The sequence below is a fragment of the Streptomyces sp. NPDC046335 genome (assembly GCF_055587985.1).
Genome location: NZ_JBVJFF010000003.1, coordinates 322674 through 347419, shown reverse-complemented (window position 1 = coordinate 347419; position 24746 = coordinate 322674). Strand labels below are relative to the sequence as shown.

The window sequence follows — 24746 nt, the reverse complement described above, 5'->3', positions numbered from 1 at the left end:
GTCACTCTTCCTTCTGCTTCAGGGCCTCCGCGAGGCTCGGCGCCTGCCGGTCCCGCTGGGACATCAAGGTGACCGGCAGCGGCCACGGAATGGCCAGCTCCGGGTCGTCGAAGGCGATCGTCACGTCCTCGGCCGGGTCGTGCGGGCGGTCGATCCGGTAGGAGATGTCGGCGGTCTCGGTCAGCGCCTGGAAGCCGTGGGCGCACCCCGCCGGGATGTAGAGGGTCCTCTGCGTCTCGTCGGACAGTTCGAAGAAGGCCCGGTTGCGGTACGTCGGCGAGTCGGCCCGCAGGTCCACGACGACGTCGAAGATCTTCCCGTACGAGCAGCGCACCAGCTTGGCCTCGCCGGCTCCGGAGCGCAGGTGCATGCCACGCAGCACGCCCCGGGCCGAGCGGGACACGCTGTCCTGGATGAACGTCTCCGGGGCGAGGCCCACCGAGCGGACCACGTCGGCGTCGAACGTGCGGCAGAAGAAGCCGCGTTCGTCGGCGTACGGTGTCGGCTCGAAGAGGAACGCGCCCGCGATATCCGGGACTTCGGTCGCTTTCATGACACCTCTCGCGTGGCAGGGGTGGGGTCGGGGGTGTGGCCGGCCGCGGGGAACAGGGCCGTGGTCAAGGCGGTGAACTGGTCCGCGAGTTGCCCCGTCGCGATACGGTTCCGCTCGGTGAGCGTCTCCCGCAGTTCCGTCGAGCGCCGCTCCAACTCCCGGAACTGCTTGAGCAGCCGGTCGGCGTCGACCTCACGCGCCGGGTGGCAGTACGCGGCGAGGCCCATCCGTTCCATGAGCGCGTCGCTCTTCGCCGCGTAGCTGAGGGCGAGCGTCGGTGTGCCGGCCTTCAACGCGCAGACCAGGTTGTGGTAGCGGGTCGCCACCACGGCGTCGGCGGCCGCCGTCTCCCTCATCAGGTCGGCGAGCGAGGACGCCTCGGCGGCGGTGACCAGCGGAGAGTCGACCGCGTCGATGATCGCGGCGACCACCGGACGGTCGACGTCGTCGCCGGTGAGCAGCCGGACCGGCCTGCCGTCATCGACCAGTGCGCGGACGAAACGGGTCGTCCCGTCGAGGTAGCGCCCGTAGATCTCCTCGGCCCGGCCGCGGTCGTCGTCGCCGCCGCGGAAGGCCATGACGCCGACACAGACCGTGCCGGCCACAGCGGCAGCCGGCCCCGGCACACCCGCCCCCGGCGTAGGCAACGCGAACGCCAGGTCCGGGTAGACCTCGTCGCGCGTGGTGTCCACGCCCATCGCCCGCATCGCGTCACGGGAGGGGACGTCCCGGTACGACCGGTACGTGGCGAGCCGTGCCGACCAGCGCATCAGGGCCCTGGTCGGCCGGTAGCCGATCGGGGCGGCGCCCACGCCGACCAGGGCGATCCGGGTGCCGGTCAGGCGGCCGGACGCGCAGAGCAGGAACAGTGAGTACGGGAAGCCCCACGGCCGCAGCGGCAGCGTGGCCTCAAGGACGCCCGTGCCGGGCACGATCACCACGTCGTGCCCGCGCACCCAGGCGGCCGTGCGGAACACGTCGACGGCTTTGCCGAGGCCCTTGGCCGCGATCGAGCCCGCACGTGAGGCGGTCCGGTACTCGCCGCGGTACCAGTGCAGTCGTGTGGCGGGGATCCGGTACCGCGACGACACGGCCTCGGGGCCGCCGCACAGTGCGTCCACGACCGCCTCCGGGTGCTCGGCGCGGAGGTAGCCGAGCAGGGCCTCCAGCGACCCGTCGTTGCCGGTGTTGCCGGAGCCGAACAGGCCGAACAGCCCTACGCGGGGGGCGGTCACGGCTGCCTCCCCCGGCGGTCCTCACGGCCGGCGACGAGGTCGTCGAGGGAGACGGTGAGCATGGCAGGGTCGGCCGGGGCGCGGTCCTCGACGCGCTCGCCGGCGCCCGGCCGGGCCCTGCTGGCCATCCACGCGGCCAGGTGGGCGTAGCACGCGCGCCGGTCGGCGGCGGACAGCGGCGCCCGCCGGATCGCCGCGACGAAGCCCCACACGTACTCGGCGAGCAGCCGGGGCGTGGGGTGCAGCGGTCCTGCCCGGCGCGGGTCCAGGTTGACGCACCGGGAGCGCTTGGAGGGGTTGGCCCGCTCGGCGCGGGTGGGGTGGTCGCGGCGGAAGTACAGCAGCTCCGGAACCTGGTGGAAGGGCCCGTGCAGGCCGATCTCGCTGACGAACGTGCGGTCCGCGTGGTGGTAGCTGTCGTGCGGCTTGACCCGGCGCAGCACGTCGGCGCGCATCACCCCGTAGAAGTCGTCGCCGCCCGGCTCGAACAGCATGCTGCGGAAGCGCTCCGGCGCGCGCGGCGAGTCGGTGGCGAGCGTGTACTCGTAGGGGACCTTCACCTGTCCTTCGCTGTCGATGACCGCCTGGTCGGAGTGGGCGAGGACCACCTCGGGGTGTTCGTCCAGCGCGTCGACGCAGCGCCGCAGCAGGTCGCGGGCGTACAGGTCGTCGTGCGAGGCCCACTTGAACAGCTCGCCGCGGCACTGGGTGAACACGTAGTTGTGGTTCGGCGCGGCGCCGATGTTCCTGAGCAGCCGGACGTACCGGATGCGCGAGTCCGCCGCGGCGTACTTGCGGCAGATGTCCTCGGTCGCGTCGGTCGACGCGTTGTCGGTGATGACCAGCTCGAAGTCTTCGTAGGTCTGGCCGAGCAGGGCGTCGAGCGACTCGGCGAGGTACTCCTCGCCGTTGTACACGGGCAGGCCGATGCTCAACCGGGGGTGGGCGGTCATGATGTCCCTTCTTCACGGATGGAGTTGTGGGGGAGTTCGCGCAGGGCGGACCGCAGGTGCAGCCACCACACGGCCGAGCCGCAGACGGTCGCCGCGGCCACGCCCCAGGCCGAGCCGACCGTCCCGGCCACGACCGCCCCGCCGAGCCCGCCGCCGACGTAACAGGCGGAGGCGAACAACTGGCTGCGCAGACTGCGCCGGGCCGCGCCGAGCGCCCGGAGCCCGGCCGCCGCGCCGGTACCGAGCCCCGAGCCCGCGACGCCCAGCGTGACCGGCACGATGAGCGCCGCGGCCGAGCTCCAGACGCTGCCGAGTACCAGCTCGCCGAGCCGGTCGGGTACGAGCAGCAGCGCCGCGCCCCAGCTCAGCGCGGCGACGGCCTGGGCGCCGCCGAGCAGGAGGCAGAATCTGCCGAGGCGGTGCGGGGCGCTCCGCAGCACCCGTGCCGCCTCCGCGACGGTGACCAGGGACAGGCCCATCAGCACGGCCATGAACGGGCCGAGCAGGAGCTCGGCGCCGCGGACCACGCCCACCGCGCCGACACCGACGATCGCGCCGAGCCCGTACGCCCGCAACTGGGCGGCGCCGCTGTTGCTGACGTTCTCGACCAGGTACCGGGAGCCGAGGTCGCGGTGGTCGCGAAGCCACTCGCCCACCCCCGCGGCCCGGGGCCGGATGCCGGACTGGAAGCAGCCGTACACCGCGGCCACCGCGGCGGACCCGCCCCAGGCGAGCACGAAGGCGGCCACGCTGCCGACGCGGGCCGCCACCACCAGGGCGGGGAGGAGCGCGACGGCCCACACGACGTCGTTGACGAACGCCTTGCGCCCGGCTCCGGCGGCGAAGAAGGAGAACCGCCACGCGTCCTGCGCCAGCAGCCCCGGCAGGACGACGCCGAGGCAGGCGAACGCGGTCCCCATCCGGCCGCCGAGGGCGAGCCCGGCCACCACGGAGACCGCGCCGAGGGCGGCACCGACGCCGAGCGCGGTGCCCGACGCGCGGGCCACCGCCCCGCGCCAGGCCGCCTCCGGCACACCGCTGAAGCGCACCATGAGCGGGTCGGTGGCAAGGCCGCGGGAGACGTTGAGCACCAGGCCGTACGTCACCCAGGCCAGGGTGAACACGCCGAACGCGGTCACCCCGAGGGACCGGGCCACGTAGACGCCCACCGCGAAGTTGGACAGGCTGGAGGCCGCCTGGTCCGCGAGCCCCCAGGACAGCCGGCCGGCCAGGGCCCGTTTGGCGGACCGGGCCGGTGGCGTCGTCTTCTCCTTCTCGGTGGTCACCGGCTTCACGCCTTGATCAGCCCGGCGCCGTGCAGGGCGTCGGCCGCGGCGGCGACGGTGTCGAACGGCAGCCCGGACCGCTCGGCGACGTCCAGCAGACCGTGCTCGCCGTCGGAGAGGCTGAGCACCCAGAGCATGGCCATCTGGGCCTGCTTCGCGTCGCTCCGGCCGCCGAGCGAGTCGTACAGCCCGCGCCGGCCCAACTGCGGTTCTCCGTAGGGGCTGAGGTTGACGTACCGCCGGTTGCGGTCGAGCACGGCGAACGCCTCGTGGCACACGGCGAGCGTGTCCGCCAGCGCCCGCGGGGTGACGAAGTCCGGGTTGTCCGCCGAGGTGTGATATTCGGGGTAACCGGCGTACGGGGTGCGGCTGAGCGAGCCCACGCCGAGATCGAACCCGGGCGAGCAGTACTGCCGCTCGTCGTAGCCGTACGGGCTGAACTCCCGTATCTCATGCGGGCGTTCGGAAGCATTCAGCACGTGCCGCATCACCCGGTCGATTTCCGCGTCGCCGCGCCTGCTCTGCTTGTACGTGAGCTGGCCCCTGTCACCCGCGCACGCCAGCACGAGGCCGTGCTTGACCTGTTCGATCCGCTCCTTGTTGCGGGCCAGCCAGGTGATCGCCCCGATGGTGCCGGGCGCGAAGATGAACCGGTAGGTGTAGTACGGCGTCTCCTCCGCCAGCGCCCTGGCAAGGAACGTCGCCACCGCGATGCCCGCCAGGTTGTCGTTGGCCAGCGACGGGTGGCAGACGTGGCAGGAGACGATCACCTCGTCGGGGACCTGCCCGGGGACGACGTGCTCGGCGTAGGTGAGATGGCCGTCGGCGAGAGTGGAGTCGACGCGCACCTCGTACTCGCCGTCCGGCAGCGCGTCCAGGGTTTCCTGGGCCAGGCAGAAGCCCCACTCCGGCGTGTAGTAGCTGGTGCGGTACGGCACCCACGCCGGGTGGTCCGGCAGGGTGTGCAGGTGCGCGCGGAGTTCGGAGAGCGGCATGGTCGCCGACACCGGCACGCTGTAGCCGAGCACGTGCAGGCTGGACGCGGCGAAGTCAACGACGCGGTTGCCCGCGGCGTCGGCGATGTAGGCGTCCCGGATGTTCCACTCCTGCGGCACCGTCCAGTCGAGCACCTGCGTCCCGGTCGGCACCTCGTGCACCGTCAGCGGAACGTACTCGTCGACGATCTCCAGGGTGGCGCGCACCCCGTCGCCGGTGATGCTCCGGCACAGCGGATACAGCCGCTCCACCAGCGCGTGCATCCGCTCGCCCGCCTCGGTCATCGGCGCCACCGCAGGGTGTCGTCGACGGTGCCGGCCTCGGACGCCGCGCGCAGCACGGCGAGACGGGTGAAGCGCCGCTCGAAGCCCTCCCGGGTCAGCCCGTGCTCGCGGTAGGCGTCGGCGAGTTCGAGCGCGCCCTGCTTCACCGTCCACTCGCAGTCGAAGCCGGGTATCGCGGCGCGGAACCGGGAGAAGTCCACCCGGTAGGACCGGGGGTCGGCACCGGTCTCCCCGGTGATGACCACCTTGGAGCCGGACACCGCCTCGGCGACCTGCCCGGCGATCTCGGCGACCGTGACGTTGTTGACCTCGCTGCCGATGTTGAACGCCCGGTCGTGCACGGCCTCCCGCGGTGCGTCAAGGGCGGCCACGAAGGCCCGTGCGATGTCGGCGGCGTGCACCAGCGGACGCCAGGGCGTGCCGTCGGACATCACGAGCACCTCGCCGGACAGCAGCGCGTGGCCCACCAGGTTGTTCAGCACGATGTCGGCGCGCAGCCGCGGGGAGTACCCGAAGGCGGTGGCGTTGCGCATGAACACCGGGCTGAAGTCGCCGTCCGCCAGGGCGTGCAGGTCGTCCTCCACCCGCACCTTGGACTCCGCGTACGGCGTCACCGGGTGCAGCGGGGCGTCCTCGCCGACCAGGTCACCGCCGCCGGCGGCCCCGTAGACCGAGCAGGTCGACGCGTACAGGAAGCGCCGCACCCCGGCGTCGCGGGCCAGCCGGGCGAGGCGTACGGACGCGTGGTGGTTGATGTCGTAGGTGAGGTCGGGTGCCAGCGCTCCCAGCGGGTCGTTGGACAGCGCGGCCAGGTGGATCACGGCGTCCACCCCCGCCACATGTTCGGTGGTGACGTCGCGCAGGTCCACCCGGTGGCCCTGCGGGTCCGCGGGCGGCGGGCCGAGGACGCAGTCGGCGAACAGGCCCGCGTCAAGACCGACGACTTCGTGTCCGGCGGCCACGAGCACCGGGGCCATGACGGTGCCCAGATAGCCCTGGTGTCCGGTGAGCAGTACGCGCAAGGTTCATTCCCCCAGGTCGAAAGTGCCGAGATCGAGAGTGAGTTTGGTGACGGCGAACGCCTCGGCGTAACGCGCGTGGCTTTCGATGCCGCGGATACGCGCGAGACCCAGGAAGGCCTCGCGGTCGTACCAGGGCCGGTGCCGCTGCGAGGGGTAGTGCTCCTGCAACAGCCGCACCTTCTGTTCGGCGATCTCCGGCGCCAGCGGCTGGTACGCCGCCATGCGGCCGAGATCGCCGTCCCACTTGACGATCTCGTAGCCGAGTACGAGATGGTCGCGGAACGCGGTGGTCATGAGCTTCGCCAGGCCGCGGTGGTCCTGGTGGGCGTCATCGGTGCGAGGGGCGAGCACCAGGTCGGGATCGGTCTGCCCGCGCAGCTCCTCGACGGCGGCCTTGGCCTCCTCCCACTGCGCGGGCAGCCGGCCGTCCGCCAGTTTGAGCACGGTCAGGCGCAGGTCGGCGCCGGGGCAGAAGGCGGCGAGCGCGGCCTGCTCCTCCTGCTCCCGCTCACCGCCACCGCCGGTGAGCACCAGCGCGTCCACGCGGATGCCCGGCCGCGCGCGGCACAGCGTGAGGAGCGTGCCGCCGGCGCCGATGGCGATGTCGTCGCAGTGCGCGCCCACCGCCGCGATCCGGTCCAGCCGTCCGGTCCCGAGCCGTATCACGCCCCCACCTCCGCGCCGTCCCGCTCCCACACGGCCCACGGGCGGTCGCCGCGGGTGTAGGCGTCGTCGAGCGCGGCCCGCTCCTTCACGGTGTCGGTCGGCTTCCAGAAGCCGCGGTGCTGGTACGCCACCGCCCGGCCTCGCTTGGCCAGTTGGGCGCAGCCGTCGGCGACCAGGTCACCGTTCTCCGGGATGTGGTCGAAGACCTCCTGGCGGAGCACGAAGTAGCCGCCGTTCTCCCACAGCGGCAGTTCGCTCACCGCGGTGATGCCTCCCACCAGGCCGTCCTCGCCCAGGTCCACGCAGTGGAACGAGGACTGCGGCGGCACCACCATCATCGACGCGCCGGCGTCGCGCCGGGCGAACTGGTCGATCATCCGGGGCAGCGGGGCGTCGGTGAGCACGTCGGCGTAGTTGGCGAGGAACATCTCGTCGCCGTCCAGGTGGTGCCGCACCCGGCGCAGCCGCTCACCGATGGGTGACTCGATGCCGGTCTGCGCGAACGTGATCGTCCAGTCGGCTATGTCGGTGGACAGCAGCTCGGCCCGGCCGCCGCGCAGCACGAAGTCGTTGGACGTCGTCTCCTCGTAGTTGAGGAAGAAGTCCTTGATGTGGTGGGCGCCGTAGCCGAGGCACAGGATGAACTCGGTGTGCCCGAAGTGCGCGTAGTAGCGCATGACGTGCCAGATCAGGGGCCGTGGGCCGACCATCGCCATCGGCTTGGGTACGTCGTCGGCGGCGCCGCTGCGCATCCGCATTCCGTAACCGCCGCAGAACAGTACGACCTTCATGCTGCGACCTCTTTCATGACGTGGCATCGACAATGCTCAGTTCCGGGATGGGGAAGACGAGACGGCCGCCCCAGGAGTGCACGAAGGACAGTTGCTCGACCAGCTCGGCCCGCAGGTTCCAGGGCAGGACCAGTACGTAGTCCGGCCGGTCGGCGGCGATCCGCTCGGGCGGCAGGATCGGGATGCGGGTGCCCGGGGTGAACCTGCCGTGCTTGTAGGGATTGCGGTCGACCGTGTACGAGAGCAGGTCGGGCCGGATGCCGCAGTGGTTGAGCAGGGTGTTGCCCTTGCCGGGGGCGCCGTAGCCGACGACCGTCTCGCCGCGCTCGGCCGCTGTGATGAGGAACTTCAGGAGGTCCCGGCGCACCTTGGCCACCCGGTCGGAGAACTCGGTGTACCCGGACAGCTCCTGGAGCCCGGCGGCCTTCTCCCGGTCCAGGACGTCGGCCACCCGCTGCGAGGGCTCACCGGCCACCTCGGCCGGCCGGGCGAGGAGCCGGATGGAGCCGCCGTGCGTGGGCAGCAACTCCACGTCCACCAGGGTCAGTCCGCCGCTCGCCAGCGCCCGGATCGCGGACGCCACCGTGTAGTACTGGAAGTGCTCGTGGTAGATCGTGTCGTACTGGTTCTGCTCGATCAGGGTCAGCAGGTGCTGCACCTCGATGGAGACCCAGCCGTCGTCGGCGACCAGGGCGCGCAGCCCCTGGGTGAACCCGACCACGTCGGGGATGTGCGCGTACACGTTGTTGGCCACGACCAGGTCCGCCGGGCCGTGCTCGGCGCGGACGGCCGAGCCGGTGTCCGGGCTCAGGAACTCCGTGAGCGTGGGCACGCCCGCCTCCCGCGCCGCCGCGCCGACGTTCACCGACGGCTCGATGCCCAGGCAGCGGATTCCCCGGTCCACCATGTGCTTCAGCAAGTACCCGTCGTTGCTCGCGACCTCGACCACGAAGGCGTCGGGTCCGAGGTCCAGGCGCCGCACGGCGTCGGCGACGAACGTGCGCGCGTGCTCCACCCAGGAGGTCGAGAAGGAGGAGAAGTACGCGTACTCGCTGAACGTCTCCTCCGGCGTGATCAGCGGCGGGATCTGCGCCAGCCAGCAGTCGGTGCAGACCCGCAGGTGCAGCGGGTACGCGGGCTCCGCCCTGTCCAGTTGGTCCGCGGCGAGGAAGCTCTCGCACGGCGGCGTCGCTCCGAGGTCGACGACGCTCGCCATCGCTTCCGAGCCGCAGAGTCGGCATTGAGTCATCTGCTGTTCCCATTCCCCTTGCCCGCGCGGGTGTCCCCGCCGCGAGCCAGTGCTGACCGACCCGCGATCGCGGTTCGGTATCCCTCCACCAGGCGCTCAAGACCCACGGCCGGGCTGAAACCCTGTTCGTAACGGCGCCGGGCCGCCAGGCCCATCGCCCGGTTGAGGTCCGGATCGGCCGTGATCCGGCGTATGCGGGACGCGAGCGAGGCGGAGTCGCCCGGCCGGTGGAGCAGCCCGGTCACGCCGTCCTCGACGAGTTCCACGAAGGAGCCGTGACTCGCGGCGACGGACGGAACCCCGGCCGCCATCGCCTCCGCGACCACCAGGCCGAACGTCTCCATGGCCTCCGACGGAGTCACCATGGCGACCGACCGCGAGATGGCCTCCCTGCACTGCTCCGGGTCGTACAGGCCGAGGTAGCGCACGTCGTCCCGGCCCGCCGCCCAGGCGGTCACCTCGTCCGCCAGTGGCCCCGCGCCGACGAACACGAGCGGCACGCCCACTCCGCCGCTCGCCGCGATCTCGTCCCACGCGGTCATGAGCAGCCGCACGCCCTTGGCCTCCGCGAGCCGGCCGAGGAAGAGCAGGTGCTCACCGGCGCCCGTGCGGCGGGTGCCCGTGTCGGGCACGAAGTTGTGCTTCACCGCGAGACGTCCGGGCGGCATGCCCGACCGCACCAGGATGTCGCGCTGCGCCGCGGAGATGCAGAAGAACCGCTCCACGCCGGACCACCAACGCCGCCGGTTGACCGACAAGCTGACCGCGAGCGGCACCGTCGCGAGGCGGGAGTCGCGGTAGCAGCCGTGCCGCACGGCGGGCAGCGACATCTTCGAACCGACGCACTCGGTGCACGGCCTGCCGTCCCGGTGCAGGGTGCCGGGCGGGCAGACCTGGGTGTAGTTGTGCAGCGTGGCGACGACGGGCACATCGGCGTCGGCGCAGGCGGCGATGACCGAGGGGGACAGGAGTGGGAAGACGTTGTGGACGTGCACCACGTCGGGCCGTTCGGCGCGGAGCCGGGCCGCGAGTTCTGTGCGGACCGCCGGGTTCCACGGCACGAGGAGCGGCACCGCGACCTTGGCGAGCAGCGACCGGGCGGCTATGTCGTCGCTGCGTCGCTCGAACACCTCGACCCGGTGGCCGGCCGCGCGCAGCAGCCCCACCTCCTCGTCGACGACTCGGTTCTCCCCGCTCGGCTGCGCCGAGGAGTAGCGGTTGTGCACCACGAGGACGTGCATGGTCAGGTCACCTTCCGGTCCCGGGCCCAGCTCGGGACACGTCGTCGAGGGGCGGGCGGCACCGGCAGGGGCGTGGCCGCGGCGGGTGCCGCGAGCAGGGCGGCGGCCAGGGCCAGGTGCAGCAGATAGGGCGAGGCGTCGCCGAGACCGGCCTCGGTGTACGAGGAGATCCCGCAGTAGCTGATGAGGAAGATCGCGCAGGCCCGCTGCAACGACGGTGGCCGCAGCAGCGCGACGGCGCCGAGCACGGCGACGAGCGTCGCCACGATGGTGATGCCGATCAGACCCTGCTCGTGGTAGACGGCCAGCCAGCTGTTGTCGATCGGCAGCCCGCCGAACGACTTGTCGCCAAGGCCCATGCCGAACCACTTCTCCGCGGTCGTCCGGTCCTCCGCGAGCAGGGCGTCCCAGACCTTGGCGCGACCGGTGAGGTTGGAGAGGTTCTCCTGGTCCTGCCCGCGCAGGAACCACGCCCGCAGCGCCGAACTGAACACCACCGCGGCCACCGTGGCGCTCAGCACCGCCCAGGTGAAGAACCGGCGGGCGGCCGCACTGGTCAGGATGAGCGAACCGACCGCCAGCGTCAGCGCGATGATCAGGCCGATCGTGGCCGTGCGGGTGTGGGTGAGCGCGAGCAGCACGAGTGAGGACACGATGATGACCGCCGCACCGGCCTTGTCGGTGCGACGGCCCAGCAGGAGCAGCACGGTGAGACCGATGATCACTGCGGCGTACTGTCCGATCTGCGGCGGGGTGAGCGGCCACAACGCGCCGACGAGCCGCCCGCCGTAGTACTCGGGCAGGGCCGTTCCCGGTGAGATGACCAGGCCGACGGCCACCGAGCCGAGCACCGCGAAGTACATCCGGATGTGGTGGCGCACGAAGGTCAGGCCGCCGTCCCACCAGCGGCTGAGCAGCCACAGCGTGCCGACGAAGAGAGCGAGCCGGGCGCAGCGGAACAGCGCGCCGAAGCCGACCTCCAGGTTCGCGCTGGAGATCACGCTCGGCACGAGCAGCAGGGTCAGCAGGAACACGAAGGCGCCGGCCCGGACGCGCAGCCGGAGATTGAGCGCGAGCGCCAGCGTGAACGCCGCGACCAGCGCCCCCATGGTGGCCATCTGGATGAGGGAGCGGGGCAGCGGGACGATGGTCTTCGCCCCGGCGGAGCCGAGCGTGTTGAGGCCAAGCAGCACCCAGACCATGCCGACGGCCTTCGGCGTGCCGCCGCGCGCCGTGTAGCCGCCCATCTCAATCACCGGCCCGTGAGGTGAACGTGCTGCCCGCGTCCTGCCGGTACGGCGTCTCCTGCCACTGCCCTGAGTCGAGCTTCTGGCTCGTGTCCTTGGCGACGAAGCTCCACGGCCCGCGGTAGACGTTGTCGTGCCAGCGGTTGTGCTGCTTGTGGGTGATCGCCTCGGCCACCCGCTTGCCCTTGTACGGCGACCACTTCGGGTAGGTGCCGTAGTTGGCGAGCACCGCCATGCGGCCGCACTCCACCGAGCACTTGACGACGGACGTGTCCAGCAAGAAACGGTTGTCGTGGATGTCCACCCGCTGGGTCTTCCACCGGCAGTCGGCGTACAGGGGCGCGGTGGTGATCTTCGGCCGCGCGCAGCGGTCGGTGTCCTTCACCAGCAACGTGCAGTAGCCGGTCGAGGTGTTGGCCGGGCTGTTGCAGAACCGGTCGGCGTTCTCCCACAGGGTGATCCCGGACCAGTTGTCCTCCAGCACGTTGCGGTAGATCTCGATCTTGTCCGTGCGGGCCCGGACCCGTGGCTCGCCGCCGGCCTCGGACACGTAGATGGTCGCGTACGGGAAGTCGTCGCCGCGCTCGGCGTACTTGCGGCCCTCGACCCAGTTGTTCCGCCGGATCGTGTTGTTCCGGATGACCGCGTTGTAGCTGGTCTCATACATCAGCGCGGCGCCGTCGTTGGCTTCGAGGACGTTGTCCTCGATGCGGAAGTCGTTGTTGTTGTTGTCCGCCCACAACCCGGCCCCGCGGTTGTCGTGCACCCAGTTGCCGCGGATGTCGGCGCCGTCGACGGCCCAGAACTTGACGCCTCCGGTGCAGCCGCAGCCCTCCTGCCGCCGCTCCCAGTCGTCGGTGTTGTTGCCCACGATCTCGTTGCCCTCGACCACGAGACCCTTGATGGAGTCGCCGGTCTTGTACGCGTTCATTCCGTACTGCCCGTTGTCGCGCAGGCAGCTGGCGCGGACCTGCTGGCGGGCGCCGGCCATCAGCCCGGCGCCGGAGTTGTACTGGATCTTCGCGTGCTCGATCACCCACCCGTCGGCCATGTCGTGGTTGACCACGCCTTCGTCGTGCGGTGCGACGAAACGCTCCACGGTCAGGTGGCGGATGGTGACGCCGGGGGCGGTGCCGCTGAACGCGTACTGGTTCTTCTTCCGGCCGTCGAGCACCGCGCCCGGCGCGCCGATGTAGCGGTTCCCCTTCTTGGTCATGACCTGCGCGTACCGCTCCGGCTTGAGCCTGTGCTTGCCCGGCCGGAGCCAGAACGTGGTGTTCGGGGGGCTGCTCTCGGTCTTCGCCGCCAGGTCACCGACGACCGACGGGTCGACCGTCACCGCGCCCTTCGGCGCCTTCGCGGGCCCGGCCGCGGGCTTGGCGCACATCCGGGCCACGGACGTGGCGGGCGCCCCGGACGCGGAGGGCCTGCCGGTCGGCTCCGCCGGGGCGTCCGACGTGCCCGTACACCCCGTCGCCACCAGCAGGACCACCGCCAGCGGTGCCGCGGGCAAGGCCCAATGCCGCCTGATCACCACGCGTCCCCCTAGCCCCGGAACCTCAGTACGGTGGTGAACCCCTCCGTGCCGTCGGCGAAGCCGGTGCCTATCAGCGCCGTGGCGGGTTCCTTGCGCCCGAAGCCGGGGGAGTACCAGCCCAGCGGCGGATCGGTCTCGCCGCGGTGCGCCCGCCAGCTCAGCTGTCCCGGCAGGTCGAGCACCGCCGAGCGGTTCTCGCCGTCCCGGGTCCAGGTGAGCACCGCCCGGTTCCCCACCAGGTCCGCGGTGATCGCGGGGCCGAGGTGGAAGGCCAGGCGCGCGGCCCTGCCCTGGCCGCGCACCTCGTCGATCACGCGCAGCTCCCGGCTCGCGGCGGTCAGCTCCACCCGGCGGCGGTGCACGGAGCGCTCGTAGCCGTCGTGCTCGGCGGACCAGCGGGCCACGCCGTCGCCGGACGGGTCCGCGACCAGGACGCGGCTGCGGGCATGCCGGGTCCACAGGAACGGGCCGCCGGAGACGGACTGGTCGGCGCCGTCCAGTTGCAGCGTGTTGTGGCCGAGGGTCGAGCGGAAGTACTGCCGCCACTGGGGCTGCCCGTGGTAGCAGAACGTCCCCGGGTCGGCGAGCACGTCGACCCCGTCGTGGCGGACCTCCACGGACAGCGCGTCGGCGTGGGCGTGCGCGGCGATGGACAGGAAGCCGTGCGGACCGCCGTCGCAGCGGCACCAGATCTCCCCCGGACCGCGCAGGATGGTCATGCCCGCGTCGGCGAAGTGGTCCGGCCGGCGCGCCGGGCGGGCCACGGCCGGCGCGGTCTCCTGCTTCCCGTACGGCCGGACGAGCGCGGCGAGGAGCGCGGTGCGCACATCGGTGCCGGTCACCGCGGGCCACCAGGGGAGAGAGCCGAACACGGCGTTCCCCGTGGAGAGGAGCGAGGCCCAGCGGTCGGTGCCCGTACCGTCCACGATCAGGCCGTGCCCGTCGTCCGCGTCGCCCTGGCGCGGCGGCCGTAATCGGCTGTCCACGACGGCCGCGAGCGCGTCGGTCATGCGCAGCAGCACGAGCCGTACGGTCGCGGGGACCGGCACGTCCGCGGCGTCCGCCTCGGCCACCGCGGCCAGGCCGAGCTCAAGGACGAGTCCGTGGTACTCGGTGGCCAGCTCGCGGTTGAGGCCGGAACCGAAGGTGTTGCCCCGCAACTGCCGGTCGAGGGACCGCAGCGCGTCGTCCCGCCAGCGCGCCGACGCCGGGAACCAGCCGAACGCGCAGCCCGCGGCGGCCTGCCCGGCGGCCTCCGCGATGACGTGGTTGTTCGCCGAGGACCCCCGGCTGGGGAAAGCGGCCAGCCAGCGCTGGTGGTGCCAGATCTGGCGCAGCGCCACCGGGTTGTCCTCGAAGAGAGCGGCCGCGCCCGGCCAGCCGTCGAGCAGCCGGCGCACCCACACCCAGGAGAGCAGCCGGATGCCCAGCTCGATGCCGCTGATCCAGTGCACGCCGCGCAGCGGTGGGTTGGCCGCCCACCACGACCGCAGGTGATCGGCCACCCGCTCGGCGTACCGCTCGTTCCCGGTGACCGCGTAGGCGGCGGCGAGGACGGTGAGGTACTGGTGCCGGGACAGCTCCCAGATCTGCTTGATGTCGCCGACCGCGTCCTCGTCGCGGTACGGCACGTCGAAGGCGTAGCCCCAGGGGGCCCGGCGCCCGGTCTTCGGGTCGTACCACCAGTCAGGGTCGGCCAGGTCGTCGCGGTCCACCCCGAAGTACTCGGCGTGCCCGGCCATCAGCCGGTCCGCCTGGGCGACGAGACGCTTCGCGGCGTCCGGCGGCACGGCGGCGATCGTCCCGGCGGGCAGCAGCGCGGTGAACCGGGCGCCGGTCACGCTCGGGCAGTCCGGCCGCGCCGACCGCCAGCGCCGCCTGCGCACCGCGTCGCCCACCCGGCCGCCGACCTCGGCCGGCCCCATCCGGGCCAGCCGCCGCAGGTACCAGCCCGGAGTTCCCGCGTTCACCGTCATCAGGGCCTCGCCAGTGTCACCGGCGCACCGGTGACCAGGGAGGTCCGCACGGCCAGGGTGGCCGCCGTGGTGGCGACGAGCGACTCCAGCGGCACCGGCATCGGCCCGCCGGTCCGCACGGCCCTGACGAACGAGGCCAGCTCGGCGGACTGGCCCTTGTCCCTGGCCTTGGGCAGCCGCGAGCTGACCCACCGCTTGGAGCCGTACACCGAGGCGCGGACGAAGTCGTCGAGCCGCAGGGCGTGGCCGTCCGCGACCATGTCCAGCGTCTCCTTGGGGAAGCCGGCCGGTCCTGTGGTGACGTAGCTGATGGTGGCGGTGGACCCGTCGGGGTAGCGCAGGACGACCTGGAGGTCCTCGTTGCCGGGGGCGGCGGTCGCGTACACCGAGACCGGGTCGGCGGCCAGCAGCCAGCTCGCCGTGTCGATGAAGTGCCCGCCCTCACCCGCGAACCGCGAGCCCTGCGTGCCCTGCTGGAGGTACCAGCTGCCGTGTGCGAGGCGGCCGGCGTTGACCAGGTAGCGGAGGTTCGCGGGACCGGTCCTGGCGCCGAACCGCTTCCCGGCCTCCTGGAGCAGTGGCGCGAACCGGCGGTTGAAGCCCACCTGGAGCCGGTCGTTGCCGGACTCCTCCACCGCGGCGAGCACATCGGCCAGCTCGTCCTCGGTGAGCGCCAGGGGCTTCTCCACGAAGACCGCCTTGCCGGCGAGGAGTGCCTTGCGGGTCAGTTCGGCGTGCGAGCTGTGCCGGGTGACCACGAACACCGCATCGACGGACTTGTCGCCGAGCACGGCGTCGAGATCGGTGGTCGCCTCGGCGAAGCCGAACTTCCGCTTCGCGTTGGCCGCGGAAAGCGCCGTCGTGGTGACGACCGTGGACAACTCGACGCCGTCGCGCCCCACCAGGTGCGGCAGCAGCATCGACGTCGCGTAGTTCCCCGCGCCGACGAACGCGAGGCGCACCGGCCCCCTGGCGGCCGTGGCCGGACTCCGCCGCACGTTCACCGCGGGCACGGCGACCACGGGCGCCGCCTCCGCTTCCCCCGTCACTCCCGCCTGCTCGGGGTAGCGGAACAGCACGGCCACCGCCTTCAGGTCGCCGTCCTTCAGGCGCTGGTACGTCTCGGCGGCGTCGTCGAAGTCGGCTATGTGGGAGATCAGGGGCTCCACGTCGACGCGGCCGCGGGCGACGAGGTCGAGGAAGCACGCCAGGTTGCGGCGCTCGGTCCAGCGGACGTAGCCGATCGGGTAGTCGCGCCCCTCCAGCTCGTACTCCGGGTCGTAGCGCCCGGGGCCGTAACTGCGCGAGAACCTGACGTCGAGTTCCTTCTCGTAGTACGCGTTCCACGGCAGGTCAAGGCGGCACTTGCCGATGTCGACGACCCGGCCGCGGTCACGGCTCAGCCGGGCGGCCAGCTCCACGGGCTGGTTGCTGCCGCCGCCGGCGGCCAGATACACCTGGTCCACGCCGTGGCCGCCGGTGAGTTCGGCGACGGCCGCCTCCACGGCCGCGGCCTCCGGGTCGCCGCAGGCCGCCGCGCCCGAGCGCTCGGCGAGCTCGCAGCGCACCGGGTCGGGGTCGACCCCGACGACGCGCACTCCCGAGGCGGTGAGGAGCTGCACCACCAACTGGCCGATCAGACCGAGGCCGATGACCAGCGCGACGTCGCCGAGCTGGGGTTCGCCGCGGCGGACACCCTGCATCGCGATCGACCCGACGGTGCCGAAGGCCGCGTGCCGCGGCGCGAGGCCGTCGGGCACCGGGGCGTAGAGGTTCTTCGGCACCCAGTTCAGCTCGGCGTGCAGCGCGTGCTCATTGCCGGCGCAGGCCACGAGGTCGCCGACCGCCACATCGTCGATCCCGGCACCGACCTGCTCGACCACCCCGCACAGCGAGTAGCCGAGCGGCGTGTAGGAGTCCAGCTTGCCCATCACCTTGCGGTAGGTGGCGGGCACCCCGTTGGTGGCCACGCTCTGCATGACCTTGGCCACCTGGTCGGGACGGGAGCGGGCCTTGCCCACCATCGACATGCCCGCCTCGGACACCTTCATGAGCTCGGTCCCGGTGGAGATCAGCGAGTAGGCGCTCCGCACCAGCACGCCGCCCTGCTTGCACTCCGGCACGGGCACGTCGAGCAGCGCCAGCTCGCCGCTCTTGTAGTTCTGCACAACCTGTTTCACCCGAGCTCCTCTTGATTCTTGCGCTGTCAGGCCGCTTCGCCCCGGCCGGAGCCGGAGGTCGCGCCGCGGTACCAGTACTCAAGGGTCAGCACATGCCACAGATGCTTGGAGAAGTCCCGCTGCCCCGCGGCGTCCTCGGCGACCATCCGCGCCAGCGCGTCACGGCGCAGGAGCCCCGAACGGACGAGCTCGCCGTCGTTCACCACCTCGCGCACCAGCGGTGCCAGATCCCGGCTCATCCAGGCGCGCAGCGGCGCGCTGAACAGGCCCTTGGGCCGGTAGACGATCTCCCGGGGCAGGACCGATCCTGCCGCCTCCTTCAGGACGGCCTTGCCCTGCCGCCCGACGATCTTGCGGTCGCCGGGCACGGTGAACGCCGCCTTGACCACCTCGACGTCCACGTACGGCACCCGTACCTCGGTCGACGCGGCCATGCTTGAGCGGTCCGTGTAGGCGAGGTTCAGGCCCGGCAGGAACATCCGGGAGTCGCCCAGGCACATGCGGTTGACGAAGTCGTCGAGTTCGTTGTCCTCGTAGACGTCCGCGTGCTCGGTCAGCACGTCGTCGACCGTCCCCGCCAGGTCGGGATCGACCAGGCCGAGCAGTTCGTCCCGGTCGTACATGGTGTAGCTGCGCCGGAACGCGGTCTCCTCCGGCAGGTCGGCGAAGGAGAGGAACCGCTTCGCGAAGCGCACCGACCGGTACCCCCGGCGGGCCGTGGCGACCGGCAGCCGGTCCACGGCCCTGGACAGGCCGCGCCGCAGGGGCCGCGGGACGCGCTGGTAGCGCAGCGCGAGGAGGTTGGCCAGGTGCTTGCGGTACCCGGCGAACAGCTCGTCGGCGCCCATCCCCGAGAGCATCACCTTGACCCCGGCCTCCCGGGCGGCCTGGCAGATCAGGAACGTGTTGATCGCGGCGGGGTCGCCGATCGGCTCGTCCAGGTGGTAGGTCATCCGGGGCAGCAGGTCGAGCACGTTCGGAGCGATCTCGATCTCGTGCAGGTCGACGCCGAACTGCTCGGCCACCTGCCGGGCGTAGCGCAGGTCGTCCGGCATCGCCTCGAACTTGGCGTCCTCGGGCCGGAATCCGATCGTGTACGCGGAGATCCCGGGCTGCCGGCGGGCCGCGAGCGCGGTCAGGTAGCTGGAGTCGAGGCCGCCGGAGAGGAAGGTCGCCACGGGTACGTCGGAGAGCAGGTGCCGCCGGGTCGACTCCTCGACGATGGCCGCCACGTCCGGCCGCTCGCCGCTGAGGGCCCGCTCCCGGCCCTCGGCGGCGACGTCCTTCAGGTTCCAGTACCGGCCGCGCTCCACCCGGCCGTCGGGGCGGCACCTGAGCCAGCTCCCCGGCGGCAGCTTCTCCGCCTCGCGGAACGCGCAGCGCGAGTCCGGCACCCAGTAGTACAGGAGCGAGGCCACGAGCGCCCCGTGGTCCACTTCGAGCGACCCGCCGGTCACGGCGGCGAGCGCCTTGAGCTCGGAGGCGAACATCAGGCCCGTACCGCGCCGGAGCAGGAACAGCGGCTTGACGCCCAACTGGTCGCGAGCGAGCACCAGATCACCGGTGCGCTCGTCGAAGACCGCGAAGGCGAACATGCCGCGCAGCCGCGGCAGACAGTCCGTGCCCCAGCGCCGCCAGGCCTCAAGCACCACCTCGGTGTCGGAGGTGCCGCGGAAGCGCACCCCGGCGCCCGTCAGCTCGGCGCGCAGGTCGGGCGCGTTGTACAGCTCGCCGTTGTACGTGAGGGCGAGGCCGCCCGAGACCATCGGCTGGGCGCCGGTCTCGGACAGGTCGATGATGGCGAGACGGCGGTGCCCGAGTTGTACGTCGCCGTCGCCCAGCGGGTGGCCGTACCGGCCGGCCCCGTCCGGACCGCGATGGGCGAGGACATCGGTGAGCCGGTCGGTGACGGCCTTCCCGTCCGGCCATCGGTACGTGCCTGCGATGCCACACATGTTCTACCGCACCTCCTGGTCACTGTCCGGGACCCGTACGGCCGGCATCAGGGGCCGTTCCGTCCGCGGTTGGCCATCCCCCACGGCCTCGACGCCGTGGGAGGTACCGCCATCGTTCTGCCGGGCCAGCCGCTCGTGGTGGCCGCGCAGCGCGGTGTGCAGCCCGTCCCACAGCGTGCCGTCGGTGTGGTCACGCGGATCGGGGTCGATCAGCACCACACCGATCACCGCGATGCGCTGGTCCGCGAGCTGCCGTGCCACGGTGTGCAGCCATGCGGCGCTGCCGTGCCCGGCGCGCACGACGAGCACGGTCTGACCACCGAGGTACTGGAGGTCGGTCCACGCCGTGCCGGGCGCGACCGAGCCGACGCCGAGCCTGCGCACCTGACGCGGCATGGCCGCGGCACGCTCGCCGCCGACCACGGTCACGTCGTCCGGCTTCTCGCGGCTGCCGGCGAGCTCCGTGCCGGGCAGACCGTCGATGACGGCCACCGGACCCTCCGCCGCCAGCGCCCGGGCGGCGTCGAGGGCGATCACGCTCGTACTGCGCGCACAGCCCAGTTCGAGCAGCGACACCGGTTCCGTGGAGCCGCGCACGGTACGGGCCAGGGTCGTGGTGAGTCTCGCCCGTGCCGCCCGGGTCCGCCGGCGCTGCCACAGCCGGGCCGAAAGGCGGGGCGCGCGGGGCAGCTCCGCGATGACCGAGGCGCCCAGGTTCGCCGCGATCTCCCGGCGCAGCACGGGCCGGTCCGCGACCACCGAGCCGACCGCGGCCAGCGCGAGCCCCAGGGCGAGCCCGAGCGCGAGCCCGATCGCGGCGTCGGTGGCCGCGGCCTTGGGCAGGGAGTACGGCACCGCGCGCGGGGCGTCCACGATCTGCGTGCCCGCGACGAGCTTGGGCGTGCCGGTGCGCGCCTCCGCGGCGCGCTGGTCGAAGTCGGCGATACGGGAGTTGAGTTCGGCCCTGCGGGCGAAGAGCGACTCGGTGCTTGCCGAGGACTCCGGGTCGCTGTCCGGCGAGCGGTCGCCGATCTCCTCGTTGACCTCGGCCAGCTCGCCCCGCATGCGGTCACGCTGGTCGAGCAGGGCCTTGGCCTCGGCCTTCGCGGTCTCCCGCATCCGCCGCACGTGGTCCGCGACGAACGCGTCGGCCAGCGCCTGGGCCCGGGCCACCGCCTGCGCGTCGCTGTCGCCCGTCACATCGATCCGGAGCAGGTTGTTGGTCAGGCCGGTGCCCCGGTAGTCCTGGATGAAGTCCTCGGGTTTCTCGGCGGACTTGAGGGCTTGCAGAGCCTTGCCCGCGATGCGCGTGGTCCCCAGCAGTTCGACGTCGGTGCGGATCAGCGTGCCGGTGTCGTTGGGCTGGTCCTCCGCGTGGGAGACCAGCACCTTGGTCACCGCGGTCGGCGGCGGCGGCAGCAGGACCGCCACCGCCACGCCGGCCAGCATCCCCAGCAGCGCCATGAGGCACCAGAGGCGGCGGCGTCTGCGCACCGCCACCACCAGCGCGTGCAGGTCCAGCAGTGGAACGGCTGCCGACGGCTCATCGGTCGTACGCGTCGTCACCCTGAACCTCCCGTCCCGTGGCCGGGGACCGCGAACGCCGGCGTGGCGTTCTCCGGGGGCCGGTCGGCGGACCGCGTCGCGGCGGCCCGGACCGGACCGGCGACGACGACGCCCACGACTTCGTGCCTGCCGTCCGCACACGCCTCGGCGATACCGGCGAGCTCACCGGCCGTCCAGCTGCCCGCGCTGAGCACGACCAGGGCACCGGACTCGGTGCCGCGGTCCGGCACCATCGGCTGCGACACCGGCACCTCCACCACCCGCAGCATGGGGTACCCCCTGCTCGAGGAGGCCGGGGAAGCATCGCTCCCGGACTCGGCGACGAGCTGCCCGGCGGCCCGGCGGGCGATCTCGTCGCCCTCCGGTACGACGACAAGGAGCCGCCGCGGGGCCGGCGACCGGTCCCGGAGGCGAGCGCACACCCGCCGGTAGCGGACGCGCCTGCCGGCCTCGTCGCCGGACGCCTGCGGGGCAGGCATGTCCCACCGGGTGTCGAGGGCCAGGAACCGGCGGATCACGGGCCACGGGCCACGGCCCTCCGGCCGGTGCGCGCGCCGTTCCTCCGGCACGTCGACGGTGCCGATGACCGCCGAGCCCAGCGCGGCGGCGATCTCCGGTTCGGCGCGCAGCCGGCGGTTCGTCCGCGCGGCGGTGAGGTGGCCGACGACCGCGAGCACGAAGAACAGCAGCGCCCCGCCGGCGATGAGCTGCGTCCTCGTCGGCGGCGCCTCGGCGGTCGGCAGGGCCGCCGGTCCCATGACGACCATGCCGGACTTGCTGCTCGCCGGGTCGGCCTCGTCCAGCTTCTTCATGGCCTCTTCCAGCGCGGTGCGGAGCTTCTCGAGCGAGGTGCGGGCCTGCACGCTCTCCACGGTCCGCCCCGGGTCGGCCGCGTTGGCCAGGTCGGTGATGCGGCGGTTGGTCTCCTTGACCTTCTCCCGCAGCACCTCAGGCCCCGTGGCCGCTTCGGGGTCGGTGCTGTCACCCGCGATGCGCGCGGCGAACGTGATGAACTCCCCGGCCATCCGGTCGGAGAGCCGCTGCGCGCGCTCCGGGGAGCCGGCCGTGCCCGAGATCTTGATGATGTTCCCGTCGGCGGCCTCGGCGCTCACCTGGTCCCGCAGCTCGCCCCCGCTGACGCCCGCCCAGCCGAGCTTGGCGGCCGCGCGGTCGACCACCGCCGAACTGGTCGCGATGTCCACCTGGGTCAGCAGCTCGCGCTCCTCCCACTGACCCGGCAGCAGTACCGATGCCGACGCCGTGTAGCGCGGCGGGAAGAGCACCGAGACGCCGTAGCCGACCAGCGCGCCCACCACGGCGAGGGCGGCCAGCAGCCGCAGACGCCCGCGGAGAATCCGCCCGATCGTGACCAGACGTATCGTGTCGTCGCTCAACGGTGCGGCCTCTTCCCTGCGCGGGCCGGGCCGCGCGCCGACACCGGAGTGCGGTCGCGGCAGGCGGCGGCGTAGGCGGCGAGCAGCGACGCCTGCGAGTTCCGCCAGGCGAGCTGTCCGCCGATCCGCTCCTGGCCGATCTTGCCCATGCGGGCCCGCTTCTCCGGATCGTCGAGCAGCAGCGCGATGAGCCCGGCGAACTCGGCCTCGTCGTCGTCGGACGCGTAGAGGGCGGCGTCACCGGCGGAGACCCGCGCCTCCTTCAGGTCGAACGAGACGATCGGCCGGCCCATCGCCATGTACTCCAGGACCTTGTTCATGGTCGACACGTCGTTGAGCGGATTGCGCGGGTCGGGGGAGAGGCACACGTCCGCGGTGGACAGGTAGCGCACCAGGTCGGCGTCCGGAATGCGCCCGGTGAACCGCACCTGATCGCTGAGCCCCAGCTGCCGGGACAGCTCCACCATCGCGTCGAAGGCGTCGCCGCCGCCGACGAACACCGCGTGCCAGTCGGTCCGGCCGAGCTCGTCGCGCAGCTTCGCGAGCGCCCGCAGGGCGTAGTCGACGCCGTCCTGCGGGCCCATGACGCCGAGGTAGCACAGCAGATGAGGCTTGCCGTTCTTCAACTCCGGCTCGGGCGGCACCGGTTGGAACCGGTCGGTCGCGGGCGCGCTGCGCACCACGAAGACGTCCTCCGGCCGCTTGCCGCCGCGGCGCACCGCGACGTCCCGGTAGCTCTCGTTCGTGGCGAGCACGATGTCCGCGGCCCGGTAGGTCAGCCGTTCCAGCGCGCACACGCCGCGGTAGAGCAGGTCCTCGCCGCGGTCGAACCGGGAGAGGTACAGCTCGGGCACCAGGTCGTGCTGGTCGAAGATGAACCGCGCGCCGCGCCGCGTCAGCCACCGGGCCGGCAGGAACAGCAGGTCGGGCGGGTTGCAGGCGTGGACGACATGGACCGGGCCGACCTTGCGGGCCAGCCGGGCCGTGTGCCACAGCGCCGATCCGTACTCCCGCAGGTAGCCGGCGGGACCACCGGTGGCCGCGCGCAACGGGTAGCGGTGGATGGCCACCCCGTCGATCACTGCCTCCGGCTCGGTGTCCCGCTTGCTGCCCCGCGGGCAGATGACGTGCACCTCCCAGCCCGCGTCGCGCAGCGTCGTGCACTCCTGCCACACCCGCCGGTCGAACGGCACCGACAGGTTCTCCACCATGATCAGCGCGCGCCGGTCCTGCCGGTTGCTGCTGGTCGTGTTACCAAGCAAGGCCTATGTACCCCGGTTCGGTCCGGCGCGCGTCGGCGTCGGGTAGATGGATGAGGTCGATGATGACCGGGCCTTCGCCATGGGGCAGCGCCGAGAGGACGGCCGGGTCCTTGGTCCCGACCAGGCACACCTCGGAGTGGTCGAGCACCTCGTCGACGGAGCCCGCCATCAGCTGCGCGAGGTGCGGCAGCCGGGTCTCGATGTACTCGCGGTTCGCGCCGAGCAGCCGCGAGAGGCTCACGTTGGCGTCGTGGATCCGCAGGTCGTACCCCTTGCCGTGGAGTCTCTCCGCCAGCTCGACGAGCGGACTCTCGCGGAGGTCGTCGGTGCCGGGTTTGAAGGAGAGGCCGAACAGGCCCACCCGGCGCTTGCCGGTGCGCTCGACCAGCTCCACCGCACGCTGGAGGTGGTCGGAGTTGGAGGGCAGCACGTGGGCGAGGATGGGCACCGAGACGTCGGCGCGCTGTGCCGCGTGGACCAGGCTGCGCAGGTCCTTGGGCAGGCAGGAGCCGCCGAAGGCGAAGCCGGGGCGCAGGTAGGCGGGGCTGATGTTGAGTTTGCGGTCGGCCAGGAACACGTCCATCACCTGGTGCGAGTCCACCCCGAGGGCCTGGCAGACCGCGCCCAGCTCGTTCGCGAAGCCGATCTTGAGGCCGTGGAACGCGTTGTCCGCGTACTTGATCGCCTCGGCCGTCGGCACCGGCACCCGGAACACCTCGCCGGGCAAGCTGTCGTACAGCGCCGCCACCACGTCGCCGCTCGCCGCGTCGAGCTCACCGATGACGGTCTTGGGCGGATCGAAGAAGTCCCGCACGCTGGTGCCCTCGCGCAGGAACTCCGGGTTGACCGCGACCCCGAAGTCCACCCCGGCCGTGCCGCCGACGGACTTCTCCAGGATCGGCACGAGCAGGTTCAGGCAGGTGCCCGGGAGCATGGTGCTGCGGAACACGACGGTGTGCCGCCCGCCCCGCTCGGCCAGCGCGGCGCCGATCTGCTCGGTGACCCGCTCCAGATACGTGGTGCACAGGCTGCCGTTGGGCTCCGACGGCGTGCCCACGCAGATCAGCGACACCTCGCTGTCCATGATCGCTTCGCGGACGTCACCGGTGGCGCGTAACGCCCCGGTCCGCACGACCTCGGCGATGAGCTCGCCGATCCGCTCCTCCACCACCGGGGCCTTGCCGTCGTTGACCAGGTCGACCTTCACCTGGTTGACGTCCACGCCGATGACCTCGTGCCCCATGCCGGACAGGCACGCGGCCGACACACAGCCCACGTAACCCAGTCCGAAAACGCTGACCCTCATGAACCGTCCCCCCAAGGCAGGCCCTTTCGGCCCGCGTTCCGTACGCC

The 24746-nt window shown here is 72.2% G+C and carries 19 protein-coding genes; all 19 read right to left on the bottom strand.

Annotated features, from left to right (window positions below; all coding sequences use genetic code 11):
- Position 1 precedes the first annotated feature (1 nt).
- The 19 genes from rfbC to ACZ6JY_RS08325 are packed head-to-tail and all read right to left on the bottom strand — an operon-like array spanning position 2 to position 24699.
- Positions 2-553 (bottom strand): dTDP-4-dehydrorhamnose 3,5-epimerase, encoded by a 552-nt coding sequence (gene rfbC / locus ACZ6JY_RS08415; RefSeq protein WP_469193541.1) that lies wholly within the window; start codon positions 551-553, stop codon positions 2-4.
- A complete protein-coding gene (locus tag ACZ6JY_RS08410; RefSeq protein ID WP_469193539.1) occupies positions 550-1788 on the bottom strand; it encodes a polysaccharide pyruvyl transferase family protein in 1239 nt (412 codons plus the stop codon). Before ACZ6JY_RS08410 ends, rfbC begins: the two co-directional genes overlap by 4 nt.
- Entirely contained in the window at positions 1785-2741 is a 957-nt protein-coding gene (locus ACZ6JY_RS08405; protein ID WP_469193537.1) for a glycosyltransferase family 2 protein, read from the bottom strand. The genes ACZ6JY_RS08410 and ACZ6JY_RS08405 overlap by 4 nt, the downstream gene beginning before the upstream one ends.
- Positions 2738-4036: a hypothetical protein gene (locus ACZ6JY_RS08400; protein WP_469193536.1), complete on the bottom strand. Its 1299-nt coding sequence runs from the start codon at positions 4034-4036 to the stop codon at positions 2738-2740. Before ACZ6JY_RS08400 ends, ACZ6JY_RS08405 begins: the two co-directional genes overlap by 4 nt.
- On the bottom strand, positions 4033-5316 hold the full coding sequence (locus ACZ6JY_RS08395; RefSeq protein ID WP_469193533.1) for a DUF4910 domain-containing protein: 1284 nt from the start codon (positions 5314-5316) through the stop codon (positions 4033-4035). Before ACZ6JY_RS08395 ends, ACZ6JY_RS08400 begins: the two co-directional genes overlap by 4 nt.
- Complete coding sequence (locus ACZ6JY_RS08390) at positions 5304-6329, bottom strand: NAD-dependent epimerase/dehydratase family protein (RefSeq protein ID WP_469193531.1); 1026 nt, start codon at positions 6327-6329, stop codon at positions 5304-5306. The genes ACZ6JY_RS08395 and ACZ6JY_RS08390 overlap by 13 nt, the downstream gene beginning before the upstream one ends.
- A gap of 3 nt (positions 6330-6332) precedes the next feature.
- Positions 6333-6995, bottom strand: a complete 663-nt coding sequence (locus tag ACZ6JY_RS08385; RefSeq protein ID WP_469193529.1) for a PIG-L deacetylase family protein — start codon at positions 6993-6995, stop codon at positions 6333-6335.
- Entirely contained in the window at positions 6992-7786 is a 795-nt protein-coding gene (locus tag ACZ6JY_RS08380; RefSeq protein ID WP_469193527.1) for a glycosyltransferase family protein, read from the bottom strand. The genes ACZ6JY_RS08385 and ACZ6JY_RS08380 overlap by 4 nt, the downstream gene beginning before the upstream one ends.
- Before the next feature lie 13 nt (positions 7787-7799).
- Positions 7800-9035, bottom strand: coding sequence for a class I SAM-dependent methyltransferase (locus ACZ6JY_RS08375; protein WP_469193525.1), 1236 nt, complete (start codon positions 9033-9035; stop codon positions 7800-7802).
- Complete coding sequence (locus tag ACZ6JY_RS08370; RefSeq protein ID WP_469193523.1) at positions 9032-10276, bottom strand: glycosyltransferase family 4 protein; 1245 nt, start codon at positions 10274-10276, stop codon at positions 9032-9034. Before ACZ6JY_RS08370 ends, ACZ6JY_RS08375 begins: the two co-directional genes overlap by 4 nt.
- Before the next feature lie 2 nt (positions 10277-10278).
- On the bottom strand, positions 10279-11523 hold the full coding sequence (locus tag ACZ6JY_RS08365; protein WP_469193521.1) for an O-antigen ligase domain-containing protein: 1245 nt from the start codon (positions 11521-11523) through the stop codon (positions 10279-10281).
- Between the two features lies 1 nt (position 11524).
- Positions 11525-13036 (bottom strand): right-handed parallel beta-helix repeat-containing protein, encoded by a 1512-nt coding sequence (locus tag ACZ6JY_RS08360; RefSeq protein ID WP_469193519.1) that lies wholly within the window; start codon positions 13034-13036, stop codon positions 11525-11527.
- Positions 13037-13068: 32 nt separating this feature from the next.
- Complete coding sequence (locus ACZ6JY_RS08355) at positions 13069-15036, bottom strand: heparinase II/III family protein (RefSeq protein ID WP_469193517.1); 1968 nt, start codon at positions 15034-15036, stop codon at positions 13069-13071.
- Positions 15036-17216 carry a bi-domain-containing oxidoreductase gene (locus ACZ6JY_RS08350; protein WP_469193515.1) on the bottom strand — a complete coding sequence of 727 codons (2181 nt, stop codon included), beginning with the start codon at positions 17214-17216 and terminating at the stop codon, positions 15036-15038. Before ACZ6JY_RS08350 ends, ACZ6JY_RS08355 begins: the two co-directional genes overlap by 1 nt.
- A 26-nt stretch (positions 17217-17242) precedes the next feature.
- Entirely contained in the window at positions 17243-19171 is a 1929-nt protein-coding gene (gene asnB, locus ACZ6JY_RS08345; protein WP_469193513.1) for an asparagine synthase (glutamine-hydrolyzing), read from the bottom strand.
- Positions 19172-19174: 3 nt separating this feature from the next.
- Positions 19175-20737, bottom strand: coding sequence for a Wzz/FepE/Etk N-terminal domain-containing protein (locus ACZ6JY_RS08340; RefSeq protein WP_469193511.1), 1563 nt, complete (start codon positions 20735-20737; stop codon positions 19175-19177).
- The gene (locus tag ACZ6JY_RS08335) at positions 20734-22131 is read right to left on the bottom strand and encodes a Wzz/FepE/Etk N-terminal domain-containing protein (RefSeq protein WP_469193509.1); all 1398 of its coding nucleotides are present in this window, start codon (positions 22129-22131) and stop codon (positions 20734-20736) included. Before ACZ6JY_RS08335 ends, ACZ6JY_RS08340 begins: the two co-directional genes overlap by 4 nt.
- Positions 22128-23342 carry a glycosyltransferase family 4 protein gene (locus ACZ6JY_RS08330; RefSeq protein ID WP_469193921.1) on the bottom strand — a complete coding sequence of 405 codons (1215 nt, stop codon included), beginning with the start codon at positions 23340-23342 and terminating at the stop codon, positions 22128-22130. The genes ACZ6JY_RS08335 and ACZ6JY_RS08330 overlap by 4 nt, the downstream gene beginning before the upstream one ends.
- A 40-nt stretch (positions 23343-23382) precedes the next feature.
- Positions 23383-24699: a nucleotide sugar dehydrogenase gene (locus tag ACZ6JY_RS08325; RefSeq protein WP_469193507.1), complete on the bottom strand. Its 1317-nt coding sequence runs from the start codon at positions 24697-24699 to the stop codon at positions 23383-23385.
- Between the last annotated feature and the right edge of the window lie 47 nt (positions 24700-24746).

Coding starts and splice junctions, on each gene's coding strand:
- rfbC (WP_469193541.1), bottom strand. CDS start 553: ATGAAAGCGACCGAAGTCCCGGATATCGCGGGCGCGTTCCTCTTCGAG.
- ACZ6JY_RS08380 (WP_469193527.1), bottom strand. CDS start 7,786: ATGAAGGTCGTACTGTTCTGCGGCGGTTACGGAATGCGGATGCGCAGC.
- ACZ6JY_RS08355 (WP_469193517.1), bottom strand. CDS start 15,036: ATGACGGTGAACGCGGGAACTCCGGGCTGGTACCTGCGGCGGCTGGCC.
- ACZ6JY_RS08370 (WP_469193523.1), bottom strand. CDS start 10,276: ATGCACGTCCTCGTGGTGCACAACCGCTACTCCTCGGCGCAGCCGAGC.
- asnB (WP_469193513.1), bottom strand. CDS start 19,171: ATGTGTGGCATCGCAGGCACGTACCGATGGCCGGACGGGAAGGCCGTC.
- ACZ6JY_RS08330 (WP_469193921.1), bottom strand. CDS start 23,342: ATGGTGGAGAACCTGTCGGTGCCGTTCGACCGGCGGGTGTGGCAGGAG.
- ACZ6JY_RS08325 (WP_469193507.1), bottom strand. CDS start 24,699: ATGAGGGTCAGCGTTTTCGGACTGGGTTACGTGGGCTGTGTGTCGGCC.
- ACZ6JY_RS08375 (WP_469193525.1), bottom strand. CDS start 9,035: ATGACTCAATGCCGACTCTGCGGCTCGGAAGCGATGGCGAGCGTCGTC.
- ACZ6JY_RS08405 (WP_469193537.1), bottom strand. CDS start 2,741: ATGACCGCCCACCCCCGGTTGAGCATCGGCCTGCCCGTGTACAACGGC.
- ACZ6JY_RS08365 (WP_469193521.1), bottom strand. CDS start 11,523: ATGGGCGGCTACACGGCGCGCGGCGGCACGCCGAAGGCCGTCGGCATG.